The 22,224-nt window shown below is 39.5% G+C and carries 17 protein-coding genes; 9 read left to right on the top strand and 8 right to left on the bottom strand.

Features of this window, described 5'->3' with window-relative positions; translation table 11 throughout:
* Nucleotides 1-54: 54 nt before the first annotated feature.
* From F8B77_RS13235 to F8B77_RS13225, 3 genes are all read left to right on the top strand, one after another.
* Nucleotides 55-1,032, top strand: coding sequence for an ABC transporter permease (locus F8B77_RS13235; RefSeq protein WP_130045646.1), 978 nt, complete (start codon nt 55-57; stop codon nt 1,030-1,032).
* Nucleotides 1,033-1,034: 2 nt separating this feature from the next.
* Nucleotides 1,035-1,976, top strand: a complete 942-nt coding sequence (locus F8B77_RS13230) for an ABC transporter permease (protein ID WP_130048593.1) — start codon at nt 1,035-1,037, stop codon at nt 1,974-1,976.
* A gap of 238 nt (nt 1,977-2,214) precedes the next feature.
* Nucleotides 2,215-3,801, top strand: a complete 1,587-nt coding sequence (locus tag F8B77_RS13225) for a BCCT family transporter (protein ID WP_151655716.1) — start codon at nt 2,215-2,217, stop codon at nt 3,799-3,801.
* A 57-nt stretch (nt 3,802-3,858) separates the two neighbouring features.
* Here the strand turns inward: F8B77_RS13225 and F8B77_RS13220 are convergent, their stop codons facing one another.
* Nucleotides 3,859-4,575: a 3'-5' exonuclease gene (locus F8B77_RS13220; protein WP_130048606.1), complete on the bottom strand. Its 717-nt coding sequence runs from the start codon at nt 4,573-4,575 to the stop codon at nt 3,859-3,861.
* A gap of 9 nt (nt 4,576-4,584) precedes the next feature.
* Nucleotides 4,585-6,465: a DUF294 nucleotidyltransferase-like domain-containing protein gene (locus tag F8B77_RS13215; protein WP_151655714.1), complete on the bottom strand. Its 1,881-nt coding sequence runs from the start codon at nt 6,463-6,465 to the stop codon at nt 4,585-4,587.
* Nucleotides 6,466-6,706: 241 nt separating this feature from the next.
* Between F8B77_RS13215 and F8B77_RS13210 the strand changes: the two genes are divergently transcribed.
* Nucleotides 6,707-6,970, top strand: a complete 264-nt coding sequence (locus F8B77_RS13210; RefSeq protein WP_151655712.1) for a hypothetical protein — start codon at nt 6,707-6,709, stop codon at nt 6,968-6,970.
* A gap of 81 nt (nt 6,971-7,051) precedes the next feature.
* Here F8B77_RS13210 and F8B77_RS13205 read toward each other — a convergent pair whose 3' ends face one another.
* Nucleotides 7,052-9,835, bottom strand: coding sequence for a hypothetical protein (locus F8B77_RS13205; RefSeq protein WP_151655710.1), 2,784 nt, complete (start codon nt 9,833-9,835; stop codon nt 7,052-7,054).
* 220 nt (nt 9,836-10,055) lie between these two features.
* On the opposite strand from F8B77_RS13205, the gene F8B77_RS13200 reads away from it, so the two are divergent.
* Nucleotides 10,056-10,919, top strand: a complete 864-nt coding sequence (locus tag F8B77_RS13200) for a hypothetical protein (RefSeq protein ID WP_151655708.1) — start codon at nt 10,056-10,058, stop codon at nt 10,917-10,919.
* 84 nt (nt 10,920-11,003) lie between these two features.
* Here the strand turns inward: F8B77_RS13200 and F8B77_RS13195 are convergent, their stop codons facing one another.
* From F8B77_RS13195 to F8B77_RS13180, 4 genes are read right to left on the bottom strand one after another with little or no spacing between them, the layout of a single operon-like run.
* A complete protein-coding gene (locus F8B77_RS13195; RefSeq protein ID WP_151655706.1) occupies nt 11,004-12,578 on the bottom strand; it encodes a hypothetical protein in 1,575 nt (524 codons plus the stop codon).
* A gap of 6 nt (nt 12,579-12,584) precedes the next feature.
* A complete protein-coding gene (locus F8B77_RS13190) occupies nt 12,585-13,151 on the bottom strand; it encodes an ECF-type sigma factor (RefSeq protein ID WP_151655704.1) in 567 nt (188 codons plus the stop codon).
* A gap of 13 nt (nt 13,152-13,164) precedes the next feature.
* The gene (locus F8B77_RS13185; RefSeq protein ID WP_151655702.1) at nt 13,165-14,592 is read right to left on the bottom strand and encodes a chromosome partitioning protein ParA; all 1,428 of its coding nucleotides are present in this window, start codon (nt 14,590-14,592) and stop codon (nt 13,165-13,167) included.
* Nucleotides 14,592-15,941, bottom strand: coding sequence for a serine/threonine-protein kinase (locus F8B77_RS13180; protein WP_151655700.1), 1,350 nt, complete (start codon nt 15,939-15,941; stop codon nt 14,592-14,594). Before F8B77_RS13180 ends, F8B77_RS13185 begins: the two co-directional genes overlap by 1 nt.
* 264 nt (nt 15,942-16,205) lie before the next feature.
* Here F8B77_RS13180 and F8B77_RS13175 point away from each other — a divergent pair, with 264 nt between their 5' ends.
* The 4 genes from F8B77_RS13175 to F8B77_RS13155 all read left to right on the top strand — a co-directional run bounded on the left by F8B77_RS13175 (nt 16,206) and on the right by F8B77_RS13155 (nt 20,666).
* Nucleotides 16,206-16,796 carry a hypothetical protein gene (locus F8B77_RS13175; RefSeq protein ID WP_151655698.1) on the top strand — a complete coding sequence of 197 codons (591 nt, stop codon included), beginning with the start codon at nt 16,206-16,208 and terminating at the stop codon, nt 16,794-16,796.
* A gap of 524 nt (nt 16,797-17,320) precedes the next feature.
* Nucleotides 17,321-19,417 carry a protein-disulfide reductase DsbD family protein gene (locus tag F8B77_RS13165; protein WP_151655694.1) on the top strand — a complete coding sequence of 699 codons (2,097 nt, stop codon included), beginning with the start codon at nt 17,321-17,323 and terminating at the stop codon, nt 19,415-19,417.
* Nucleotides 19,410-19,913: a protein disulfide oxidoreductase gene (locus F8B77_RS13160; protein ID WP_167512820.1), complete on the top strand. Its 504-nt coding sequence runs from the start codon at nt 19,410-19,412 to the stop codon at nt 19,911-19,913. The genes F8B77_RS13165 and F8B77_RS13160 overlap by 8 nt, the downstream gene beginning before the upstream one ends.
* 24 nt (nt 19,914-19,937) lie before the next feature.
* Entirely contained in the window at nt 19,938-20,666 is a 729-nt protein-coding gene (locus F8B77_RS13155; protein WP_151655692.1) for a DsbA family protein, read from the top strand.
* Between the two features lie 102 nt (nt 20,667-20,768).
* Here F8B77_RS13155 and gorA read toward each other — a convergent pair whose 3' ends face one another.
* A complete protein-coding gene (gene gorA / locus F8B77_RS13150) occupies nt 20,769-22,124 on the bottom strand; it encodes a glutathione-disulfide reductase (protein WP_151655690.1) in 1,356 nt (451 codons plus the stop codon).
* Nucleotides 22,125-22,224 lie beyond the last annotated feature (100 nt).

The raw sequence follows: 22,224 nt of genomic DNA, 5'->3' as shown, positions 1-22,224 counted from the left end.
TTAGATATGGATATATTTTCTATATCATTTTTAGGATTAAGAAGGGGACAAGGAATGTTTACGTTTCTGGTCAAGCGCCTGTTTCAGGCACTGATAGTGATGTTTGTGATCAGTCTGGTTGCGTTTTCCATCCAAGATAATTTGGGTGACCCGTTACGTGAATTGGTTGGGCAATCCGTTTCAGAAGCTGAGCGTCAAGCTCTGAGAGACGATTTAGGGTTAAATGACCCATTTATCACAAAGTACACTCGTTTTATTACTAATGCGGTTCAAGGTGACTTGGGCACGTCATATTTTTTCAAAAAACCAGCGGTAGAAGTGATTCTTGATAAATTAGTCGCGACCCTTGAATTAGTATTAGGGGCGGCAATTATTATTATATTTCTTTCGATACCTCTTGGTGTTTATTCGGCTATTCATCCAAAAAGTATTTTCACAAAAGCGATAATGGCGTTCAGTAGTATTGGTATATCGATACCTGTGTTCCTAACGGCAATTATGTTGATGTACGTATTCTCTATCGAATTAAATTGGCTACCGTCTTATGGACGCGGTGAAACCTATAATTTATTAGGTTGGGAATCAGGCTTTTTTACCATTGATGGATTGGCTCACTTGGTATTGCCTTGTATTTCCCTTGCTTCAATCATGCTTCCTCTTTTTATTCGTTTAGTTCGCTCTGAAATGCTAGAAGTGCTGAGCTCTGAATACATTAAATTTTCTAAAGCAAAAGGCATTGCAACAAATAAAATTTATTACCAACATGCTCTTAAAAATACCATGCTGCCAGTATTAACTGTAGGTGGTGTTCAAATTGGTACCATGGTGGCTTATACCATCCTTACTGAAACCGTATTCCAGTGGCCGGGAACAGGCTTCTTATTCTTAGAGGCGATTAACCGTGTAGATACGCCATTGATTACCGCTTACGTCATCTTTGTGGGCTTAATCTTTGTAGTAACAAACACTATTGTTGATCTGTTATATGGATTAATTAACCCAACGGTAGATATTACAGGGAAAGGAGCGTAATTATGGATACCACAACAAACCACGTTCCAACACGTTGGGAACGATTTAAGTCATCGGATTTTCTGTATTACTTCCTGCGCGATAAAGTCGCCATGTTTAGTTTTGCCGTATTTCTAACTTTTGTGCTTGGGGCGTTATTGTCCCCCGTCATTGCGCCAACCAATCCATACGATTTAAGCGCAATTGATATTATGGATTCAGAACTTCCACCGTCTTGGATGGAGGAGGGAGATGAACGTTTCCTTCTTGGAACGGATGACCAAGGTCGTGATGTTCTATCAACCATTTTATACGGTTCACGTTTATCATTGACGATTGGCTTCTTAGCGGTAGCGGTACAGTTAACTCTCGGTATTATTATTGGATTGTCTGCAGGCTATTTTGGTGGACGAATTGATAGCTTTTTAATGCGCTTTGCCGATGTGCAGTTATCATTTTCGACCATGATGGTGGCGATTATTGTTTCAGCTATCTTTAAGGCAAGTTTTGGAACCGAATTCTTCAGTCAATATGCTGTGATTATGTTGGTAGTGATCATTGGTGTTGCTGAATGGCCACAGTATGCACGTACAATCCGAGCATCGGTACTGGCAGAGAAAAAGAAAGAGTATGTAGAAGCGGCAAAAGTGATGGGGTTTCGTTCTCCACGCATTATGTTCCGTCATATTCTACCTAACTGTTTATCACCAATTTTGGTTATTTCAACGGTACAGATTGCGAATGCGATCATGTCAGAAGCGGCACTCTCTTTCTTAGGGTTAGGTTTGCCAGTTGATCAACCCTCGTTAGGATCACTAATTAGTATTGGATTTAATTACATCTTCTCTGGTTCGTGGTGGATTACTGCTTTCCCTGGGCTAGTTTTGGTTACATTGGTTTTGGTTATTAACTTACTTGGCGACTGGTTAAGAGATGTGTTTAACCCGAAAATTTATAAAGGCTAAATAGCATTAAATGAATAAAAAAGTGGTGGTTTACTCATCGCTTTTTTTTTGCCTGTAAAACACGCTTCATGTATTACAGTGACGATTTTAGGGCATATTTTGTTGTTTTTCTGACTAATTTCTCGCTTTTACTGGTAATAATTCACTCAGTTGTTAGGATCTAAGAGTGTGTTTAAATATTTACAGTGAGTATTTGAATTAAACCAAAACAGAGAGTATTGACTCGAAGTGAGGAATAATGAGTAGAAATAAGGACAAATACAGTATAGATAATACGGACTATACTGTTGGACAGGATAACGTTCAAAAATGGGGGTTTGATGTTCACAATCCCGTTTTCGGCATCAGCGCTGGTCTGATCGCCCTCTTTTTAGTTGCCGTTGCGGTAACCGATCCTGAAGCAGCAAAAACGGTTTTAGATGGCTTTAAATGGAAAATCATCAACGCATTTGATGGTTTATTTATGTGGTCAGCAAATATCTTTGTTATTTTTTGTTTAGCATTGATCGTATCACCATTTGGTAAGATTCGCCTTGGTGGAGATAAAGCAAAACCTGACTATTCTATGGTTTCTTGGTTAGCAATGCTATTTGCTGCAGGCATGGGTATTGGGCTTATGTTCTGGGGAGTAGCAGAGCCTGTTGCTTACTTTACTGGTTGGTTTGAAACGCCATTAGGTGTTGAAGCGAATACACCTGAAGCTGCAAAGCTTGCATTAGGTGCGACTATGTTCCATTGGGGTCTTCACCCTTGGGCTATTTATGGTGTTGTTGCTTTGTCGTTAGCATTCTTTGCTTATAACAAAGGTCTACCGCTTTCAATGCGTTCAATTTTCTATCCAATTCTTGGTGATAGAACCTGGGGTATCCCTGGGCATATCGTCGATATCTTAGCGGTATTAGCGACTTTATTTGGTCTGGCGACCTCATTAGGTTTAGGTGCTCAACAAGCAGCAAGTGGTTTCCACCATGTATTTGGTATTGATGGTGGTCTAGGGCTTCAAGTTGCGATTATTTTTGTTGTTACTTTATTAGCGGTTATCTCGGTAATGCGCGGTATTGATGGTGGCGTTAAAGTGATCAGTAACATTAATATGATTATTGCGATTGTATTGGTGGCTTTTGTTGCCCTAGTAACGTTTGCAGTATCTATGGGTACCATTCCAACAACCATCATGGGGTATGTTGAAAATATTATTCCTCTGAGTAATCCTCATGGTCGTGAAGATGAAGCGTGGATGCACGGTTGGACAGTATTTTACTGGGCGTGGTGGATTTCATGGTCCCCATTTGTAGGTATGTTTATCGCACGCGTATCTCGTGGTCGTACCGTTCGTGAATTCTTAACGGCAGTATTAATTGTTCCAACGATATTTACTGTGTTGTGGATGTCTATCTTTGGTGGTGTAGCGATTGATCAAGTTGTGAATAATATCGGTACGTTGGGCTCAGAAGGGTTAACTGACGTATCTTTAGCTATGTTCCAAATGTTTGATGCCTTACCAATGGGTAATATCCTTTCGATGATTGCTGTTGTTCTTGTTTTGGTGTTCTTTATTACGTCATCAGACTCAGGCTCATTGGTTATCGATAGCATTACTGCGGGTGGTAAAGTAGATGCGCCAATTCCACAGCGCGTATTCTGGGCCTTCATGGAAGGTGCTATTGCGGTAGCTCTGTTATGGGTTGGTGGTACTCAAGCAATTCAAGCATTACAAGCAGGTGCAATCTCAACAGCTCTACCATTCACCGTTATTTTATTAGTTATGTGTGTCAGCTTACTTATGGGTATGAGAACAGAGAAGCACAACAGTTCTTCATATTAAGTAAAAACGCAATAAAAAGCCGATGAAAAATAATTATCTTCATCGGCTTTTTTGTGTTTATAGCCATAGCTTTTTAATTGGGTCACCTGGTGAGAAGTGATAATGAACTTGTGCTTGAAACAGTTCGGCTGTTGCAATTGCATCTGTTAATGCATGATGAGGAGGGTAAGCCGGTAAGCCATAGCGTAAGCGAGTTGTTGCCAAGCGTATTGACTCTGGTCGTTTTCCTTTAAGCCAATTGATTAGGCCCTTTGATTGCTCTTGTTGGTAGTTACCTTCGATTTGCATCGTATCAACAACAGGGAAGACAATGCCCTCACCAATCAAATTTTTTAAGTTAATATCAAAGAAATCACGTTCAATTCGTCGATAATGTACCACGACGACTTTCCCAGCCAAGGCGTCGAGTACTTTAACTAAAATACGGCGTAAATCAGGGGCATCTTGTAAATCAGAATGAGTAATGCCGTGAATTACCACGGACTCTTCCTCTAAGCTATCTTGTGCTTTTACAAACCAATGTTGTGATTCACGACAACGAATACGCTTTAGGGTAAAAGGAACAAGACCAATACTAATAATACTATTTTGATTGGCATCTAATCCTGTGGTTTCAAAGTCCAGTGCCACAAAATCAATCTCATTGAGTGGTGTGTCTTCATCGTAAGTACCAGCCTTATAGAAGTTCTTCAGCCTTTTATCTTTACTAATTTGAAATTTGTGATCAAAAAAAGAAGACCAATTTAAAATTTCTTGAGGAGAATGGGGAAACATCATTAACTCCTAAAATTTATTCGCGCTATAGCGATATTTTAAAAAGTTTTGAGCATTACTCAGTACCTGAAACGCATCTTTTAAGTTTCGACGTTCAAAATCCGACATGTTTTCAGGCTCAATATTATTATCTGGCTCATTACCCGCTTCTACATCTAATGCTTGGTGTCGTAAACGGACTAACGAAATTAACTCCATGGCATGGTGAAGATCGCTGCCTTTTGATTTTGGTAAAATACCCGCTTCAATAATATCGTCTAAACGCTCAAATGAGTTTTGTGCTTGAGACCCAATAGCCAAGGCATGAACACGGATTAAATCCGCTAGCGGAGCAGTACCACGACGTTTTAGATTGATAGAGTTATTATGACGACCATCTTTCTCCATCACAAAATCTTTAAAGAATCCTAATGGTGGTGTTCGACGCAATCCATTTCTAGCAAGACAGGCAAGGAAGCGATTATTCTTTTTCGCTCGACGAACAATAAATCCATTAAGTTGCTCTGCCCATTTTGTACGACCATAAACACCATTTAAATCAAAGAAAATAGAGCTGTTTAATAAGGCTTGAGGATCTGGGTTATCAATCCAATCAGCAAAGCATTCTTCCCATTCTGATTGAGTTTTACGCCATTCAGGGTTGGTTGCCATGATATCGCCAGTGCAATAGGTGTAACCACAAGCCGCTAAGCCATCACAAACAAAAGCAGATAACGCTTTAAAGTAGTCACCATGTTCTTTTTCGTTGTAGTCATTATCTAAAATAATTGCGTTGTCTTGGTCTGTAACAATTAACTGCTCATCACGAGCCATAGAACCAAGTGCTAAGAAACAATAAGGCACTGGTGGTGGGCCAAGCTCCTCTTCTGCGAGTTCTAATAATCGTTGTTTAAAGCTTCGACCAATTTCAGACATTGCACTGCCAACCATGTGAGAGTTTGCGTCTTCATTCACCATTCGGATAAAGCAATCTTTAAGCTGAGTCGATAGAATAACCAAGTCTTCAATGGTTTGCTGTTGGAAGATGCTACTTACAAATAACAGGCTGTTTTGAGATTCATAGCGAACAATGTCGGACACCTCAAGGACACCAATAGGCTGCTTATTTCGTAATACAGGAAGGTGGTGGACGTTGTAGCGAAGCATCATTAGCATCGCTTCAAATACATAGGCATTATGATCGAGTGAGATAAGTTCGGTCGACATTACCTCAGAAACTGGCGTGTTAGAATCTAAACCACAGGCCAATACTTTTGTGCATAGATCTCGATCGGTAATGATACCGACAAAGTCATTATCTTCTTCTTCAGTATCGATTTCAGGATCGGTAATTAACACCGCAGAGACATTCTCTTCAGCCATGGTTTTTGCGGCAGATTGAATCGTTTCATATTTGGTGATCATTACTGCTTCACGGGTCAGTAATGTTTTTACTTTCGAAGTAGTTAAATCATTCGCATCATCATGGTTACTTTCTACTGCTTGCTTTAGGCGAGTAGCATCTTCAACTTCCACAAAGTCAGAGAATTCATCATAGCGCTCGCAAAAATCATCAAATACCGATTCAGGGATGCAATATAATAAAGAATCGTTTAAAGCCTTCGCTGGAAAACGCACTTTATTATTCATCAACAGCCCCATTTGGCCAAAGATGCTGCCTTCATCTAATCGATTGTAGAGCTCACCATTTCGGCGGTAGACCTCGATAATGCCACTGCGAACCATGTATAAATCTTTGATCTCATCACCAAAGCCAATCACCATGCTTTCTGCTCGATAATAAGAAATTTCGACACTTTGGGCCGCTTCTTTTATCGCCTCTTCAGGGAGTAAATTAAAAGGAGGGTATTGAGATAAAAAGTGTTGTATTTCTAACAGTTCAACTTCCATGACGATGCTCGATATCCATAAAGAAAATAGACATTAATAGTAGTTTATCAGCTTACAGATGGCTATCCTTATTCGAGGAGATAGCGTTATAGGGTAGTTTTTATTGTACCAATTCAGGTTTGATTCAACGATAATAACGCCAATTAAGAGGCTGAGAACGCAGCGTTATGGCGACCAAAATACACGATAAGCCTTAAGCTGTATTACTAAGAGTGGATAAAGAAAGTAGAGGAATGAAACGTTGGAAATCCAATTTAAAGGTCGCTGGGACAGTAAGTCTCTGGCGGAAAATCTACAAGAAGCATTAGAGACATTAGAAGATGAGTTTGGTGTTAAAGCGCTATCAAACATAACACTGAATATTTGTTTAGAAGATGAACATAAAGAAGAGTTAGCGTTATTAAGCCCAACCGGACGCGCACTAGATTTTTTGGTGATTAATAATCCAAAAGATGTGAATGACGGTGAGAAGGCTCCAGTGTTGGAGTTTAAGCCGCGCGGTTAATCATGGTTTAAACGTTTGAGTTTGCAGATAAAAGAAACCCCAGCGAATGCTGGGGTTGTTGTTTATTGAAACGATTTAAAGTTAGTCTTGTAGTAAAGGTAACTTGCTTACTACTTTTTCCATTGCTTCTTGAGAGTATGAGTACAAACCAAATTCGGGTGCAGATGTTCCGTAATTATCTTTACTCCATTTGATGCCAACATAGAAATCACCAAAATTATGGTTCACATAACGATAACGTGTTTTGAAATCCGATTGCTCACCCGTTTCCTTAAGAATCAACATTTCATGCTCACCAGTTGTGTCGACTTCAAGTTCACCTGGAGTGTAGAAACCTTCTGGCATGATTGATGTGTATTCGTATGTAGCATTAGCGTATTTAAATTTACCAGCAGCGTAGAATAGTTTAGTGTCTTCTTGAGCAACAGTATCGCTTTCAACCGTCATATCAAATTCGACGTTACCATCAGCTACTTTATCGCTTACAGGAAGAGATTGTGCAAATGCAGCATTAGTGGAGTCCATCCAGAATAGTTCGTCACCATCGATTTTTACGATGATTTGGAAATTGCCATCCGCTGTCTTATTTTGGTACAGCATTTCATAGGTTGATTCGCTGTCAGATAGCGTACCGTCAGCTTTTAGCGTAACGTCCCAACAATCTTTATCTTGGTAATTTACGTAGCTTGGTAGATTATCTAGCTGTGTTAGAGTCGTATACGGGCCGTAGCTTATAATTGAGGAGTACTGTTCTGTTGCATTTTTATTTGAGCCCCAGCAGAATTGTAGATTTTGGTCATTATTCAAAAGCATTGCGTGGCCAATTTCACCATCATTGCGAGCAAAACTACCCATCTTCCATGCTTTACCAGTATTGAAATGTGCTTCAGTGAAACCTAGTTCAGGCTCTACAGGTGGTAATGTTTCATCCGCTGGCTTAACATCAGGTAGCTTGATTTTTACATATTCAGAATGGATAGCGGTTCCATCCTCTGCATCAGAATTAATGCCTGCTGCAACATAAAAGTAACCACCCTTAGTTGCCGATGTTGGGGTACCTTCAATTTTGAAAAGACCATTTGGCTCATCTACTTCGGAAACTCTAACGCCAGCGATAGTTGTTTGCCCATCGGTATTAGAGCCATTTCCCCCTGCGAAATATCCATCAATTGCTTCTAAATTAGAAGTGAATAGCGGTGCAATATCGATGTTAGTAATGCTTAGAGGCTTACCGACAGTTAAATCAAGAATATTGATTTTATCTTGCAGTAATTTTACTTCGTGATCATTAATCTCGATTGCTTCAACAATGGCCGGAAGGTCAAGTTTAACTACGTCACTACTTAAGCCGTTATCCGCAGTTGCTCTTAGTTGAATAAAATATTCACCTGCTTTTGCTGTGCTTGTTGGGCGGCCTGAGATGCTAAAGGTGTAGCTATCTTCAGTGTTAGTTAATTCAACAGATAAACCAATTGAGTTTGTGTTTGATGATAATTCAATAGCTTTAATAGTTTCACTTTCAGGAAGGTCAAAAAATCCATCAGCACTCAAAGTGAGATTAGAGCTCTGACCGACAACTAATTTTAAGCCAGAAATAGAGGATTGTAGGTTTTCAATTTCTTCTTTATCTAGCGTTGGTTTTACAGCGCTAGCTTCTGCTTGTACATCAAATGAAAAGTTAGCTGTGGTATTATTATCACTATTAGCTGTGGTAAATATGACATTAACCTTACCAACGCTTGTGATCGATTGATCAGCCGTTTGATATAGTTCAAATTCATTTTTATCGTTAATGCGGCCATAAAATGATTGGTTTTTGTTATCTAATGCATAACCAACACTTACTTTAGATTTATCTATCTCAACAGTTTTACCATTATGCATAGTAAATAAGTTGGAGATATTAATGCTTCCTAGTAGAGTCCCTTTTGATCCCGCTACTTCTTTTGTCGTTTTAATATTAAGGTCATCAAAAGCATTTTGGACTTCATTGAATTTAGCAGCGGTTAGTAACGGTTTTGCGTCTGTAAATGCTGGAGGCGTATCTACTGTACCGCTATCGGTAATGGAAACATCAGTACGAACTGTTGGATCTTTGAGGTCATCAGGGGAAAGAGCTTCAACTGCTGCTACTGCAACCACTGTTGCTTTTAAAGCGGTTTCTGCAGTGTAGTTAGTATTTTTTGCTTTGGTGTCTGTTAAAATTTGAGCTGTTTTATGCAAAACAGGATCTGATTTAGTGAAGTCAGAGTACAGTTTAGTTGTACATTCCTCTCCTGTTACTACGTTTTCTCCGAATAATGAATCACATACTTTCTGCTCAGGCGTTACATCTGTTCGTAGTACTACTGGTGCTTGCAGTGCGACAAGGTCGGTGATTGGTGAGATAACAACATTATCGCCAGTTTGTTGAGAGCGGAATACAACCGAGTGCTCCATTGGTTGGCCCGGTAAATCCATATCTGTTGTATAGGTATCAGAGTATTCTAATGCAAATTTACTTTCAGCATCAGCTAAACGTTGAGCAAGTTGCTGATCAGAAAATTTCCCAGTCATATCACCAGGCTTTAATGTTTGTAGAGCGATAGTACCTGTTGATAGGTCAGTGCCTTTAGGTAATTTGATTTTACCATCGATATCAGTCAAGCCAAACACAGTATCAGTTTCATCAAGTTGGCCTTTAGTACCAGCAAGACTATCACTATCAAGGAACACAACCGCATTCTTAAAATAACCATCAAAACCCGTAATAACGATACCACCTGCTGAAGGTGTACCTGTATTAGTATCTGAACCACCATCTGAGCCGCCACAACCCACTAACGCTAATGCCACTGACGCTGCTAGTAAACTTACCTTTTTCATTTTTATCTTAATCCTTTGTAATGTCGGGTAGCCTAACCCAGCATGTTATTTATAAATTCAAAAAAAACAGGCTACTTGTACTCCTCCTTTTTGAGCTAAACAAGACACGAGAAATAGAAAAAAAACCGTAAAATTTATTTTTATTTATTTTCAATAACTACCTTGGTTTTTTGGAACAAATCACTCATATTTCGCCGCAAAAATAAGTGATGGATTAAAAATGAAACGATTAGTGTGGTTAGGATTACTTCCGTGCTTGGCAGTGGCACACGAAGGTGAGAAAAATTACGGTTATTCTTACTTTACGTTCGGATTAGAGAACGTTACCTATCAAGAATATTATGGTGGGACGCAATCGAAAGTGACGATCGCCAATCCTGTGTTAAACAGTGGGGGCCTGTATTACATCAACGATAAGTTTGATTTCTCGATAGATGCGTTAGCGTCATTCTCACCACAAAGCGCGGTTGAAGAGTGGGATTATCGTGGGCAACTAACCCAAACCAACCAATTTGAATACTTAAAAACGGCGACGAATATTCAATTACACTACAAGCTTACTGATGAATGGCGAGTGATTGGTGGTCCTGCTCTTACTTATCAAACCTACACTCGCTATGGCATGAGAAACCATAATGGTTTTATTAACAAAGCCTTCTATGGAACATGGGAAGAAACATCGACAGATATCTTTGTTGATCTTGGTGTCGCTTATGATAATGGATCTCTATTTAGTGATGATAAATGGAAAGTGAGTGGTCGTGCGATACTTGGAATGCCAATTTACAGTGTGACTAAAAACACCAAGTTCGAAGACAATACCTTTAATGATTTCGGCATGAGAGCATCCATTGAGGGGACGGTTAGTTACGAAGTAATGAAAGGATTGCACCTTGGTTGGTATGCCATGCTTAGTTACGAAAAACGTTTTGAGACAGACAAACAAGCAGTGCAATTTGAGACCTGTGTGACCATGGTTGATGGAGTGTGTACTGAGCGTGAGATGAACAGTGGATATGCGACACTACCAGAAGCCGATACTCATACATTCAGTACCGGCTTACAAGCTCTTTGGAGTTTTTAGCCTACCATAGGCCAAGTGATGGAAGGGGGTTTCTTTATTCCCCCTTCTGCATTTAACTTATTGATATTAAATGGCTTACTGTTTTTAATCGAATGCTGGGGCGTGATAAATTAAGTTCACCTTAAACTCTTCAACGAGATGAGCAAATTCTGGTTTTGGCTTGAGAACATAACTATAGATTTCCCCATCAACCAGCTCATCATAATAGGAGTAATCTAAATCTAAATAAGCAAAGCGCTTTTGGTTATTCGCGTTAATTCTTTCTTCGCATTCTATAGGGTCAATATTATTTGGTGCCGTTGAGCTTGTTGTGATGCTAGCGTATGCCCCTTGTCCACCTAATATTGAACTTTGATAGAAAGGCAAAACAAAGCTACACCTCATATCATGAGTATCAGAATTAATATTCAGATCAGAATCTAAGACAGCCCAGCTTGGATCTATTAACCTAGAATCCATCATGTACATTCCAGTCGTCCCTTTGATGTAGTTACCACTCTTATCGGTAGGAAAGAAATATTCAAATTTTTCCATTTGATAAGGATATTCACCAGTCACTACATTTAAACGGGATTCCATGGCCAGCTTATTTTTTAAAATGGTATAGGTTTCAAATTGCTTTCCATTATGAACAGTAGTGAGAAGGCTCTCTCCTTTTTCTTCACTGGATTCATAAGCAAGTTTAATTTGCCAGTGCTGATCGGCATCAAAAGAAGAATGAGTACTGGTTAAAATAAGCTGTTGTTCATCAGCTTGATAATTTCCTATTTGAGTCAATTGTTTTTCGGTAGGGCAGGTTTGTTTATTCGTCGATGAGGCATAGAAAGCGGTATCATTAATAAATTTAAACGCTTCACAATAAACAACTTCATAATCGTAATCTTGTCCAAGAAACGAGTTTGTTGTTTCTAAACGATAAATAATCTCTCCAACAAGTGCGTTTTCGTTGGTTGCTGTTGCATCCTCTATTGAAGGAAGCGTGAATTCAATGTGTGTCCAGGCTTCTTCTCCCTCTCCGTGATGATCATCTTTGGCTGAAATAATAAAGTACGTCTCTTTCTCATTTTTAATTGGCGAACCAACCAAGGTGAGGCCATTTTTGTTTATTAAAGATAAACCTGGATATGAAAAGTATATTCGAGTGGTAATAAAGTCATCTTCTTCATCATAAAATAGACCACTGATATTGAATGATAAATTAATCGGCGTTGATTGGGTTAAATCCAAAGCATATAGCATCGTTTGAAGTTTTTGATGTATTTCTTTGTTTGCTTTAGGTTTCTGATTACCAAGGTGGCCTAATTGTTCTTCTGCTTTTAATTTTGAACTGTCTTGATTGGTATATTCATCACTCTCTGTATTCAATGTATCTTGAGGGAGGTTTTGAATCATTGAAGTCTTATTTATTGTTGTCGAGTCTTCTTCTTTTGTTGTTTCTTTCTCACGTTGTTCTGGTTGGGTTTTATTCTCTATGGATGGATCAGTGCGGTGAAAACGAGTAAGAAAAGCGTCATGCTCCGAGCTATTTTTAGCTTTTGGCTGCGATAGATTTTTTATTGTCAATGTTTTATCTGATGGCGATGAGTGTACTGAGTATAGTCCGATGCCAGCCATCAATATTACGGCGACTGGCACTAATGGTAATGTGTATTTTTTCATGTGTTATTACATCATACGAGTTTGAAGCCAACTGCGAGAGAATTTTAAATCCTTTTCAATTAAGCTTGAGCTGCACTCTAAAAGCTGACAGATTTCGTTGTTTTTCATACCCATCAGATATTTTAATTTTAGAGCATTTGATTGACGAGGATAGCGAATACTAAAACTGTCTAATGCTTTATCCATAATAAGCAGCTGTTCAAATTTATCACTGTCATCCTGTATTGTCGTCAATGCTTGACGCTTTCTTGTTTGTAATGAGCGAGCGTTATCGATCAAAATTTGACGCATTACCTTAGTTGCCATTAAGAAAAAATCACGTTTAGTTTTTATATTATCTAGCTCTGAATTTGATAGCTTAAGATATGCATCGTGAATTAACGCCGTGGTGCTATTAACGCTATCAGACAATACATCGTTATCATCACCATACTTTTCGGCGTTACGTTTTCGTTCTTCTTGGGCTATATGACGCAGTTGTAAGTAAGCAAATTGATAGAGTTGGCTTTCTGCTTTTTTATCCCCAGATTGCCAGTCTTGAATTATTTGAGTTAATTGCGTTGTCGCTGTCATAAAAGATATTCCGTTAAATTTTACTAAATTCAGAGATCGAAAAAGTATGGAGCTCTTCAGTTCCATCAGGTTGTACTTGAAGCGTTTGGCGGTAGCGATAAAGAATACCCTGATGCCAATTTTTACCTGCAGGCAAATACTCCCAACTGGTGTGCTGAGCTTGGTTACCGTTGAGGTACCAACGTATTAATAAATTCATTTGGACCAAACGAGCGCTTTTGGTTTTATTTTTTATCCACCACATATCCGCATATTCTTTGCTTACATCTAATTGATAATCCTCTCTTTTCAAAGAGCAAGAGCGTGTTTCGTTAGGGCCTTTAAATACCGAGCCGTCTTTAATTAATAAGCAGGTCGTGTGTATCGTATTATCTTGATATTGAGTTTGACGCCAAAGACCTTCAAAAGGGATGTGTTTCTCTTTTTCTTTTGGATAGGTAAAGCTGATTTTTTCACTGCGATTCTCATGCTTAATGTACTCATTGGGTCCAAGCCCTTGTGATTTTTCCATGAATAGTTCAGTTTCAGGATCAAAGTTCATCGCAATGGTTCTGTACTTCCAATCTCCAGCGTCATTGTAATTATCTAAAGAAAAACCATTAAGATCATTACGAGTACATCCGGTTGTTGAGCAACCAATAAGACCACCAAAACCGTCAAACTCGGAAATAGGTTCTTTGATTTTTTCTACAGAGTTAGAGGGGTTTAATCGGCATCCATTAAAATAATCGCCAGAGCTTGGATATTGAGTAAGATGAGAAAGACTAACTTCATATTCAATATTTCCAAAAGAAGGGCGGAATTTTGGGTGATGCTGATACTTAATGTCATAAACACACACTCTTCCTTGCCAATCTTTTTTCTTAATCGTGGTATGTTCAAACCGCTTATTGAGTGGGCGGTAAATAATATTGTCTGATGTAAAGTTTTGCTCAATGTATTTCTGACTCTGGTTTAGATGTTGTACTGCTTCTTTGACAGAGACCAATTCCATATTAAGCGCCGCTGCTGAATCATCTAATATATTGAGATCAATTTTTTTGAGCTGTTGTTGGAAGCTCACGTCAGAAAGCATTTTGCTGGCAAGGGTGATCTCTTCGCGATTATTTGGGGTGCTATCAAGGGAAAGTAATAATCGCGTGAGATTAATGCTTTTGCTTGGTGTTGTCGTTGCTAAAGTCGGCGTTACCACTTCTTGGCCTGACAATGTACTAAGTAAATAACCACTATCATCGTTCCCTAAGAAAAAGCGTACGACATCACCAGAGCGATACTCAAAAGCACCTTTATTTGTTGTGCCAGAAAGCTGTGAGCTAGTTTGGTAATAAAGCCCTGTGACTGGTGAATCAATAAAATATCCGGTCTTAATTTCTGCAAAAGTAGGGGCAGAAATACTAAATAGTAATCCAGAGGACAGTAAAGATTTGAATATTGTTTTCATCATAGCGCTGCTTTTTTCTCTTGCTGTGTTGAGTCTTTAGGGGGAACCGCGGTTATTTTTTGTTTCGTTGGAATAGGCGTCATCATGGCCAGCAACATTTTTTGTTTTATGTGTGTAGGCAATTCTTGATTAGACAAAATTCGACGTCGAGTTAATTCAAGCATTGAGCCAATTGATGCTTGTGATGTGGAGGTTCCTTTTGAGTGAAAAAGCAATTGGGTTACTTCAAACATCATTTTTTCAGCAACGATTTTTTCTTGTTCTAATTGATGGTTTTTAATCGCTAGGAGCGTTGAAAAAGTGGCTCCAGATAGGATTAATAAAGCAAAAAGAAATGACTGGATCGGCTTTCGCTTTAATAAACATTGAGTTACATAAAGAGGTAAGTGTCGTTTAAAGGCGATTGGTCGAGAACCCAGTAGACATTCAATATCTAGGCGCAACTCAGCGACCGACTGATAACGCTCAGATAAATGGACTTGTGTCGCTTTATGTTGGATCTGTGCTATATCACTTTTATCAGTAAGATTTGGAAATAAAAAGCGTAATAGTTGCCCTAATGAGTAGATGTCACTTTGTGGTGTTAGGTTGCTCCCCAATTTTTGTTCTGGGCTCGCAAATTGTTCACTAAAAGCAAGTAAAGTATGCTGATTAGAGCATGGTTCATCATGTGTTTTTTGGGTTAAATTGAAATCTATTAACTTCGGTAACCCCTGCTTATCTATTAGAATATTTTCCGGTTTCAAATCGGCATGAAGCACATTATGTTGATGAGAGTGCTCTAATGCTTGGCAAATCTGACTAAATAAATGCAGTTTCTGATTTTTTGATAATGAAGTATTAGCGGTAAATTCATTAAGGGTTGTACCAATTACTTTTTCCATCACGATGTAAACGAGATCTTGATGCTCTCCGCCATCAAAAACTTTAGCTATATACGGATGATTTAGATTAGCCAATAGTTGAGCTTCTTTAAATAAAGCGTGTTTATCCAATAAATTATTAAAGCTTGGTTGGATAAATTTGATAGCGAGTTCTTGCTCGAAAGTATCATTAGCACGAACAGCAGAATACACGACCCCAATACCACCACGACCAAGTTCATGGGTTAGTTGGTACTTATCTACGGTTTGTCCGCTTAAATCATGGTCAAAAAGGCAGATTTGTTGCGCGTGAAAACCGAGCAGTTTAGTAAAGTGCTCTGAAGTGGAAGTAGTTAGTAAAGGGATTATCTCTTGATAGAGTGTTTGATGATTTTCTTTAAGCGTTTCGAGTGCTTTTTTTTGCTGCTTCTCATCTAAATCTAGTAAGCGATAAAACACTTGAGTGGTGGTCTTTCCTAGCTGCACGGAGTTATGAGTATAGTTATTTTTGCGTACTGTATTCACTAATGTGGTAAAAGGGAATTTATTTTCTAAAAAGTGAGAATATTTCAGTAAATTTATTGATCTTTGCATTATATGGTGAGTTTTTATCCTTCTTTATGCTGGCTTATCTTAGGTTATTATTACACTCACGTAATAGTCATTTGCTTTTTACTGGGATAGTCATTTTTCAAATAACGCTTACACTTAGTTTCATCAAATCGAGTTAATGCATAGAAGGTAATTATTATGGCTGAACACAACACTCCGCAATTTCAAGTTGGACACACGTTTACAGATCACCCGTTCCAAGAAGGTGATGGTGCAATGCTTGAGTTGTTCCGTAATGATTTACCAAATATGCTTTATGTTGGCCTTGGTAATATCACCGCTGATGAACAAGCGGTTTTAGGTCAAACTGACGCGCAACTTGGTGTCATTACCTCTGATAATGGGGGTTGCTTGGTTGTGGCAAGCTTTGGTGATTTAGCGTTTGAGATGCAATTAAACTCAGCCGCTATTCCTGAAGATTATTTCACACTGACAGAAGAGAAAGCTCTATCTGTTTCTATGATAGCGGTTGATAGTGCAACGAATTTACTCGTCGCTGTTCGAGAGTTTACGCTGCCAGAAGTATTAAGCCGTCAGTTTATTGAAGTGGTTAAGGCGCAGCGTGAGTTGGGTAATGTGGATGCGGTGAATATGGAAAATATGCAGTTAATTAACTCGTTAACGGCAGAAGCTCTGCAAGAAAAAATGGAGTTTCACCCCCTACAAAGTGTGATCGCTGCCCCGACTTGTGGTTGCGGTCATCACCATCACCATGATCACTCGCATTAAATTTAAATAGGTAAACTAGGAAACTATTTAAAGGAGTGTGTGTCCTAATTGCACTCGTTCCTTATTATTTGTAGTTAACCGGTTGATGAAATCTGCGTTTCACAGACATAAATCTTTTAGATGGCCCCTCATTCTCGTATGTTGGGTTATCTTCGTCTGTGCGGCAAATAATATTGGTTTCTTGAATTCATGTTCTTTGCCGTTAACTGATTCGGCGTCTGCTTCTGTTCAGCAGGGATCAAAAGTAGAGCAAGATACAAACGGATTAAGTGATAAATGCGAATTATCAGATCATTTAGTTCATTTTGAACCACATCAAGTTGGCGAGCATGTACTTATTGTACAAATATTTACAGTCCTTCTAGTGATAGGGCTGTTGCTATCCTTTAGTTATACCTCCTTATTTACAGAGCCAATCCTTCACAAAGGAAGGCGGCTTCATCTCAAGTTATGTGTCTTTAGAGAATAAATAATCGAATGTGTTATCGACATTCGACGTATATTTATTTTTAAAGGAAACACACATGCAAAAATCAGCAATGACAGCGCGTATAGTCTTATTTGGGCTATTCGCGGTATTGTGCAGCGTATTTATATCTGTTGCCCATGCAGAAACGCCAAATACTGGATGGATTAAAAACCCCAACCACACCCCAATAGAAACACGTTTTGTTCTTACTGGACAAATCAATAAAGTTGATCAAACCGTTGCCGGATTTTTAGAAGTTCGTCTTGCCGGTGATTGGAAAACCTATTGGAGAAGCCCTGGAGAAGGGGGAATTGCCCCGAGTATGACGTGGGAGGATTCTCAAAACATTCGCAGTATCGATTGGTATTGGCCATATCCGAAACGCTTCGATTTACTTGGGATTGAAACCCTAGGCTATAAGGGAAGTGTTATTTTCCCTATGACACTTCATATTGATGATCTCAATAAGCCTGTTACCTTTAAGGCTGATCTCACCTTGTCATCTTGTACCACTATCTGCGTACTGACTGACTATCCATTTGAACTTACGTTCACTCCTACCGATCTAACGCTGTCCAAAGAAGCGATGCACGTTTATGCCCAAGGGTTAAGTCAGGTTCCAAAGGAATCGGCATTGATCAGTGATGTGAAAGCGGTGTGGGATGCCACAAAAATGCAGCTTCAGGTGACAGCAACCAAAAAAATGGGGTGGATAGCGCCCGATGTATTGGTTGATGGTCCTTCCGATGAGATGCAGGACGATAACTTTTCTCGCCCAATGATTGATGTGGATGGTGATGATATCACCGCAACATTCGATGTCAGCAGTTGGATGGGAACTCCTAATCTAACCGGTGAAAATATCAGTGTTACCTTAAAAGATAAGGCGTTTATTGCTGAGCAACCCGCAAGTATTCGCGATGGAATGATCGCAAGCAGTATGCAGTCTATTGTACAAATGGTCCTGTTTGCTTTATTTGGTGGTTTTATTTTAAATATCATGCCATGTGTTTTCCCTGTACTGGGTATGAAATTAAGTAGTGTTATCTCAGCCCAAGGCCTTGAGAAAAAACAGATTAAATTGCAGTTTTTAGCCTCTGCAAGTGGGATTGTTTTTTCGTTTTGGCTTCTTGCTTCTTTCTTAGTGGTGCTCAAGTTATCGGGTAATGCAATTGGATGGGGGATTCAATTTCAAAGTGCGTGGTTTATTGGGGCAATGACACTCATTACCGTGTTGTTTGGTGCCAATATGCTGAGCTTATTTGAAATCCGATTATCATCAAACACCAACACTTGGATCGCATCAAAAGGGAACAACTCTTACTTTGGTCATTTCATTCAAGGTATGTTTGCCACCTTACTTGCCACACCTTGCTCCGCTCCTTTCTTAGGAACTGCGGTTGCCTTTGCTTTAGCGACAAATATCCCAACCATGTACGGCATTTTTACTGCGTTAGCGCTTGGTATGGCCTTACCGTGGATATTGGTTGCGATCTTCCCATCGATTGCTCTTTCGCTACCAAAACCTGGTCCATGGATGAGTAAGGTTAAGTCTCTTTTTGGTGCGATGATGCTTATCACCAGTATTTGGTTACTGAATTTACTTTCTAATCATTTATCAGAGCTTTGGATTTATGCCATTGCATTGATAGCAGGTGGTGCAATTTTGCTGCGAACGGTTCAAGTGCATAGTAAGAAAGCGGCGGGATGGTTGAGTATTTTGTTTGCGATCGCATTTGGTTTTGGCACCGTGATAGACAGCATGACGTCAACGGACCTTTTACCTGCAGAGCCCAACTGGGTTCCTTTATCGAGCGAATCTATTCAGCAACATGTCGATGAAGGAAAAGTGGTCTTTGTTGATGTTACCGCCGATTGGTGTGTGACCTGTAAGGCAAACAAGATTGGTGTGATGCTTCAAGAGCCGGTTTATAGCGAGTTAAACAGCGCCAATGTTGTTCCTATGGAGGGAGATTGGACGGTTCCGAATGAAGAGATTACTTCTTACCTACAAGACCATGGCCGATTTGGGGTGCCATTTAATGTGGTTTATGGCCCAGGAGCGCCAAACGGCATCGAACTTCCTGTGATTTTGAATGAAAAAGCCGTTATGGATGCGATTAAAAAAGCAGGGGGGAACAGTGATGGGTAAGAGTAAAAAAATGAAACGTTGGGGTAAAGAAGCGCTTATTTACCTGGTTATGATCATTATTCTTAGCTTTGCTGTTGATATGTGGAGAACCAAGGATATGCCTGTTAATGCAACTCCTGCAGTTGCAGGGATTAGCACTACAGGAGAGTCGATAGATGTTATTGCGATGAGCCAAGAAAAACCTGTGGTGGTCTATTTTTGGGCGACGTGGTGTGCAGCGTGTCGATTCGTAACACCAACAATTAATTGGTTCAGTGATTCTTATCAGGTTGTTGGAGTGAGTACGAGCTCTGGAGAGGATAGAAGAGTCTCCGGCTATATGAAATCCCACGATTATACCTTTAAAAATATTAATGATACGCGCGGCAATATTTCAAGAGAGTGGGGCATTAGAGTGACCCCAACGATCGTCATTATTGATAAAGGCGAGATAAAAAACATCACTACTGGGATAACAACTCCGATGGGATTACTTGCTCGCTTATGGCTTATCTAAACAAATATATACGGACAATAAAAAATGAAATTTAAAACGAAATTAATCACAACACTGGTAATGGCATGCTTATTTTCTCCCCTTGCTTCTGCAATGACTCAGTCGGAGAAAATTCAAGATATCAATGAGATGCTTAAAGGTAATCCTGCAATCATTGATAGTCTTCATGAAAGTTTAGCTATGTATATTGTTCAACAAGGTAACTACCAAAAAACATTGGCGGATTATCATGATTATATGTACAACAACCCGAACCTTCCGTCTTTTGGTGCCAAAGATCCTAAGTTAACTATTGTGGTGTTAACGGATTTAAGTTGCCCTTGGTGTAAAAAACTAGATCCAGTGTTAATGAGGTTGGTCGAAGAGAATCCTGATGATCTTAAAGTGATAAATATTTATGTACCACTTAAAGAGCACTTAAACCCGATTAACTCTGCCACCTTTGCAATGAGAGTATGGAAAGAAAGCCCTGAAAAATTTAATATAATTAACGAAACCTTATGGAGTAAACCCGGCATTCACAATGTGCGCTCTGTTATGAAGGTAGCAAAAGCGAATGATGCTGAAAAGTACGTATCAACGGATAAAGAAGTAGAAGATATGGTGGCGAAAAACCGCCAATTATTTACGGATTTAGGCGCAAGGGGAACACCTGCTATGTTGATCGATGGTCAACTTCTTCCAGGTTATTTACCTTATGAAAAGTTAGCACCAATGGTTGAAGATAAAATTGCAGAAAAGTCAGGCAAATAAACATCATATTTAATTGAATTAAACCTGATTAAATAAAACAAAAACGCCGCCAATATTAACCATTGGCGGCGTTTTTTATAGTCAAAACAGTCTAAAAATAGACTATCTCATCGTTACAAATTCTTCAGAACCTGTTGGGTGGATAGCGACAACTGCATCGAAATCAGCCTTAGTTGCGCCCATCTTCATTGCTACTGCAAAACCTTGGATCATTTCATCAACCGTGAAACCGATACCGTGTAGGCCAACAACTTTCTCGTCTTCGCCCGCACATACTAGCTTCATCTTGCAAGGCTGACGGTGCTTAGTTACCGCTGTGTACATCGCTGTGAAGCCAGATGTGTACACTTTTACGTTGTCTTTGCCGTATTGCTCGTCAGCTTCTTGCTCTGTTAAGCCAATCGTACCAATTGGTGGGTGGCTAAACACAACAGTAGGAACTAATGAATAGTCCATTTTTGCGTTTGTTTGACCGTTGAATAGACGCTCAGACAATAAACGACCCGCTTTAACGGCGATAGGCGTTAGCTCAATGCCGCCTTCCATGATATCACCTACACAGTAGATGCCTTTCACGTTAGTCTCTTGGTATTCATCCACTTTGATGTAACCGTGATCGTTAGTAGCTACGCCTGTTTTTTCTAGGTTGATAGCATCAGTTGCTGGGTGGCGACCAATTGCCCAAATTAGGGTATCAACGTTTTGAGTTTCCCCATTTTCTAGGTGAAGCGTTAGGCTACCATCGGCTTCTTTAACCACTTCTTTTGGTACCGAGTGAGTATGAAGTGTTGGACCTTCCGTGTTCATTACTTCAACCAACGTATCGATGATCATTGGATCAAAGCTACGAAGAGGAGATTCTTTACGGCAGAACAGGTGAGTTTCAGTGCCTAGAGAGTGAAGAACACCCGCGATTTCAACTGCGATGTAACCTGCGCCAATAACAGCAACACGTTTTGGTTGCTCCATCAGTTCAAAGAAACCGTTTGAATCGATACCGTGCTCAGCACCTGGAATATTTGGGATTGATGGACGGCCGCCAACAGCAATAAGGATATGATCTGCTGTGTAGTGTTCGCCATTAACTTCAACTGTGTTTGCATCAACAAACTTTGCAAAGCCTTTAATTACATTGATTTTATTGTTACCAAGAACGCGATCGTAAGATTCATGAATACGACCAATGTACGCTTGGCGGCTTTCAATCATTTTGCCCCAGTTGAATTTTTTCAGTTCAACATCAAAGCCGTAATCTTCAGCGTATAAATTAATTGCTTCAGCAACTTGAGCGCCGTGCCACATTACTTTTTTAGGAACACAACCTACGTTTACACACGTACCGCCAAGATCTTGTGCCTCGATAAGAGCAACTTTTGCGCCGTGCATAGCCGCACGATTTGCAGATGCGATACCGCCAGAACCACCGCCGATACAGATATAATCAAAATGCGTAGCCATTATTCTCTCCAATAAGTGTTATACCAATGCCAATCATTATCTAATTAATTACATTGGTGTTAATTTTTTTAATACTATGTATGAAATGCGACCAAATTTT

The organism is Aliivibrio finisterrensis (assembly GCF_008933155.1).
GTDB classification, from domain to species: domain Bacteria; phylum Pseudomonadota; class Gammaproteobacteria; order Enterobacterales; family Vibrionaceae; genus Aliivibrio; species Aliivibrio finisterrensis.
Note: the sequence above shows the minus strand (reverse complement) of the source record. Positions and strands in the feature narration are given on the sequence as shown.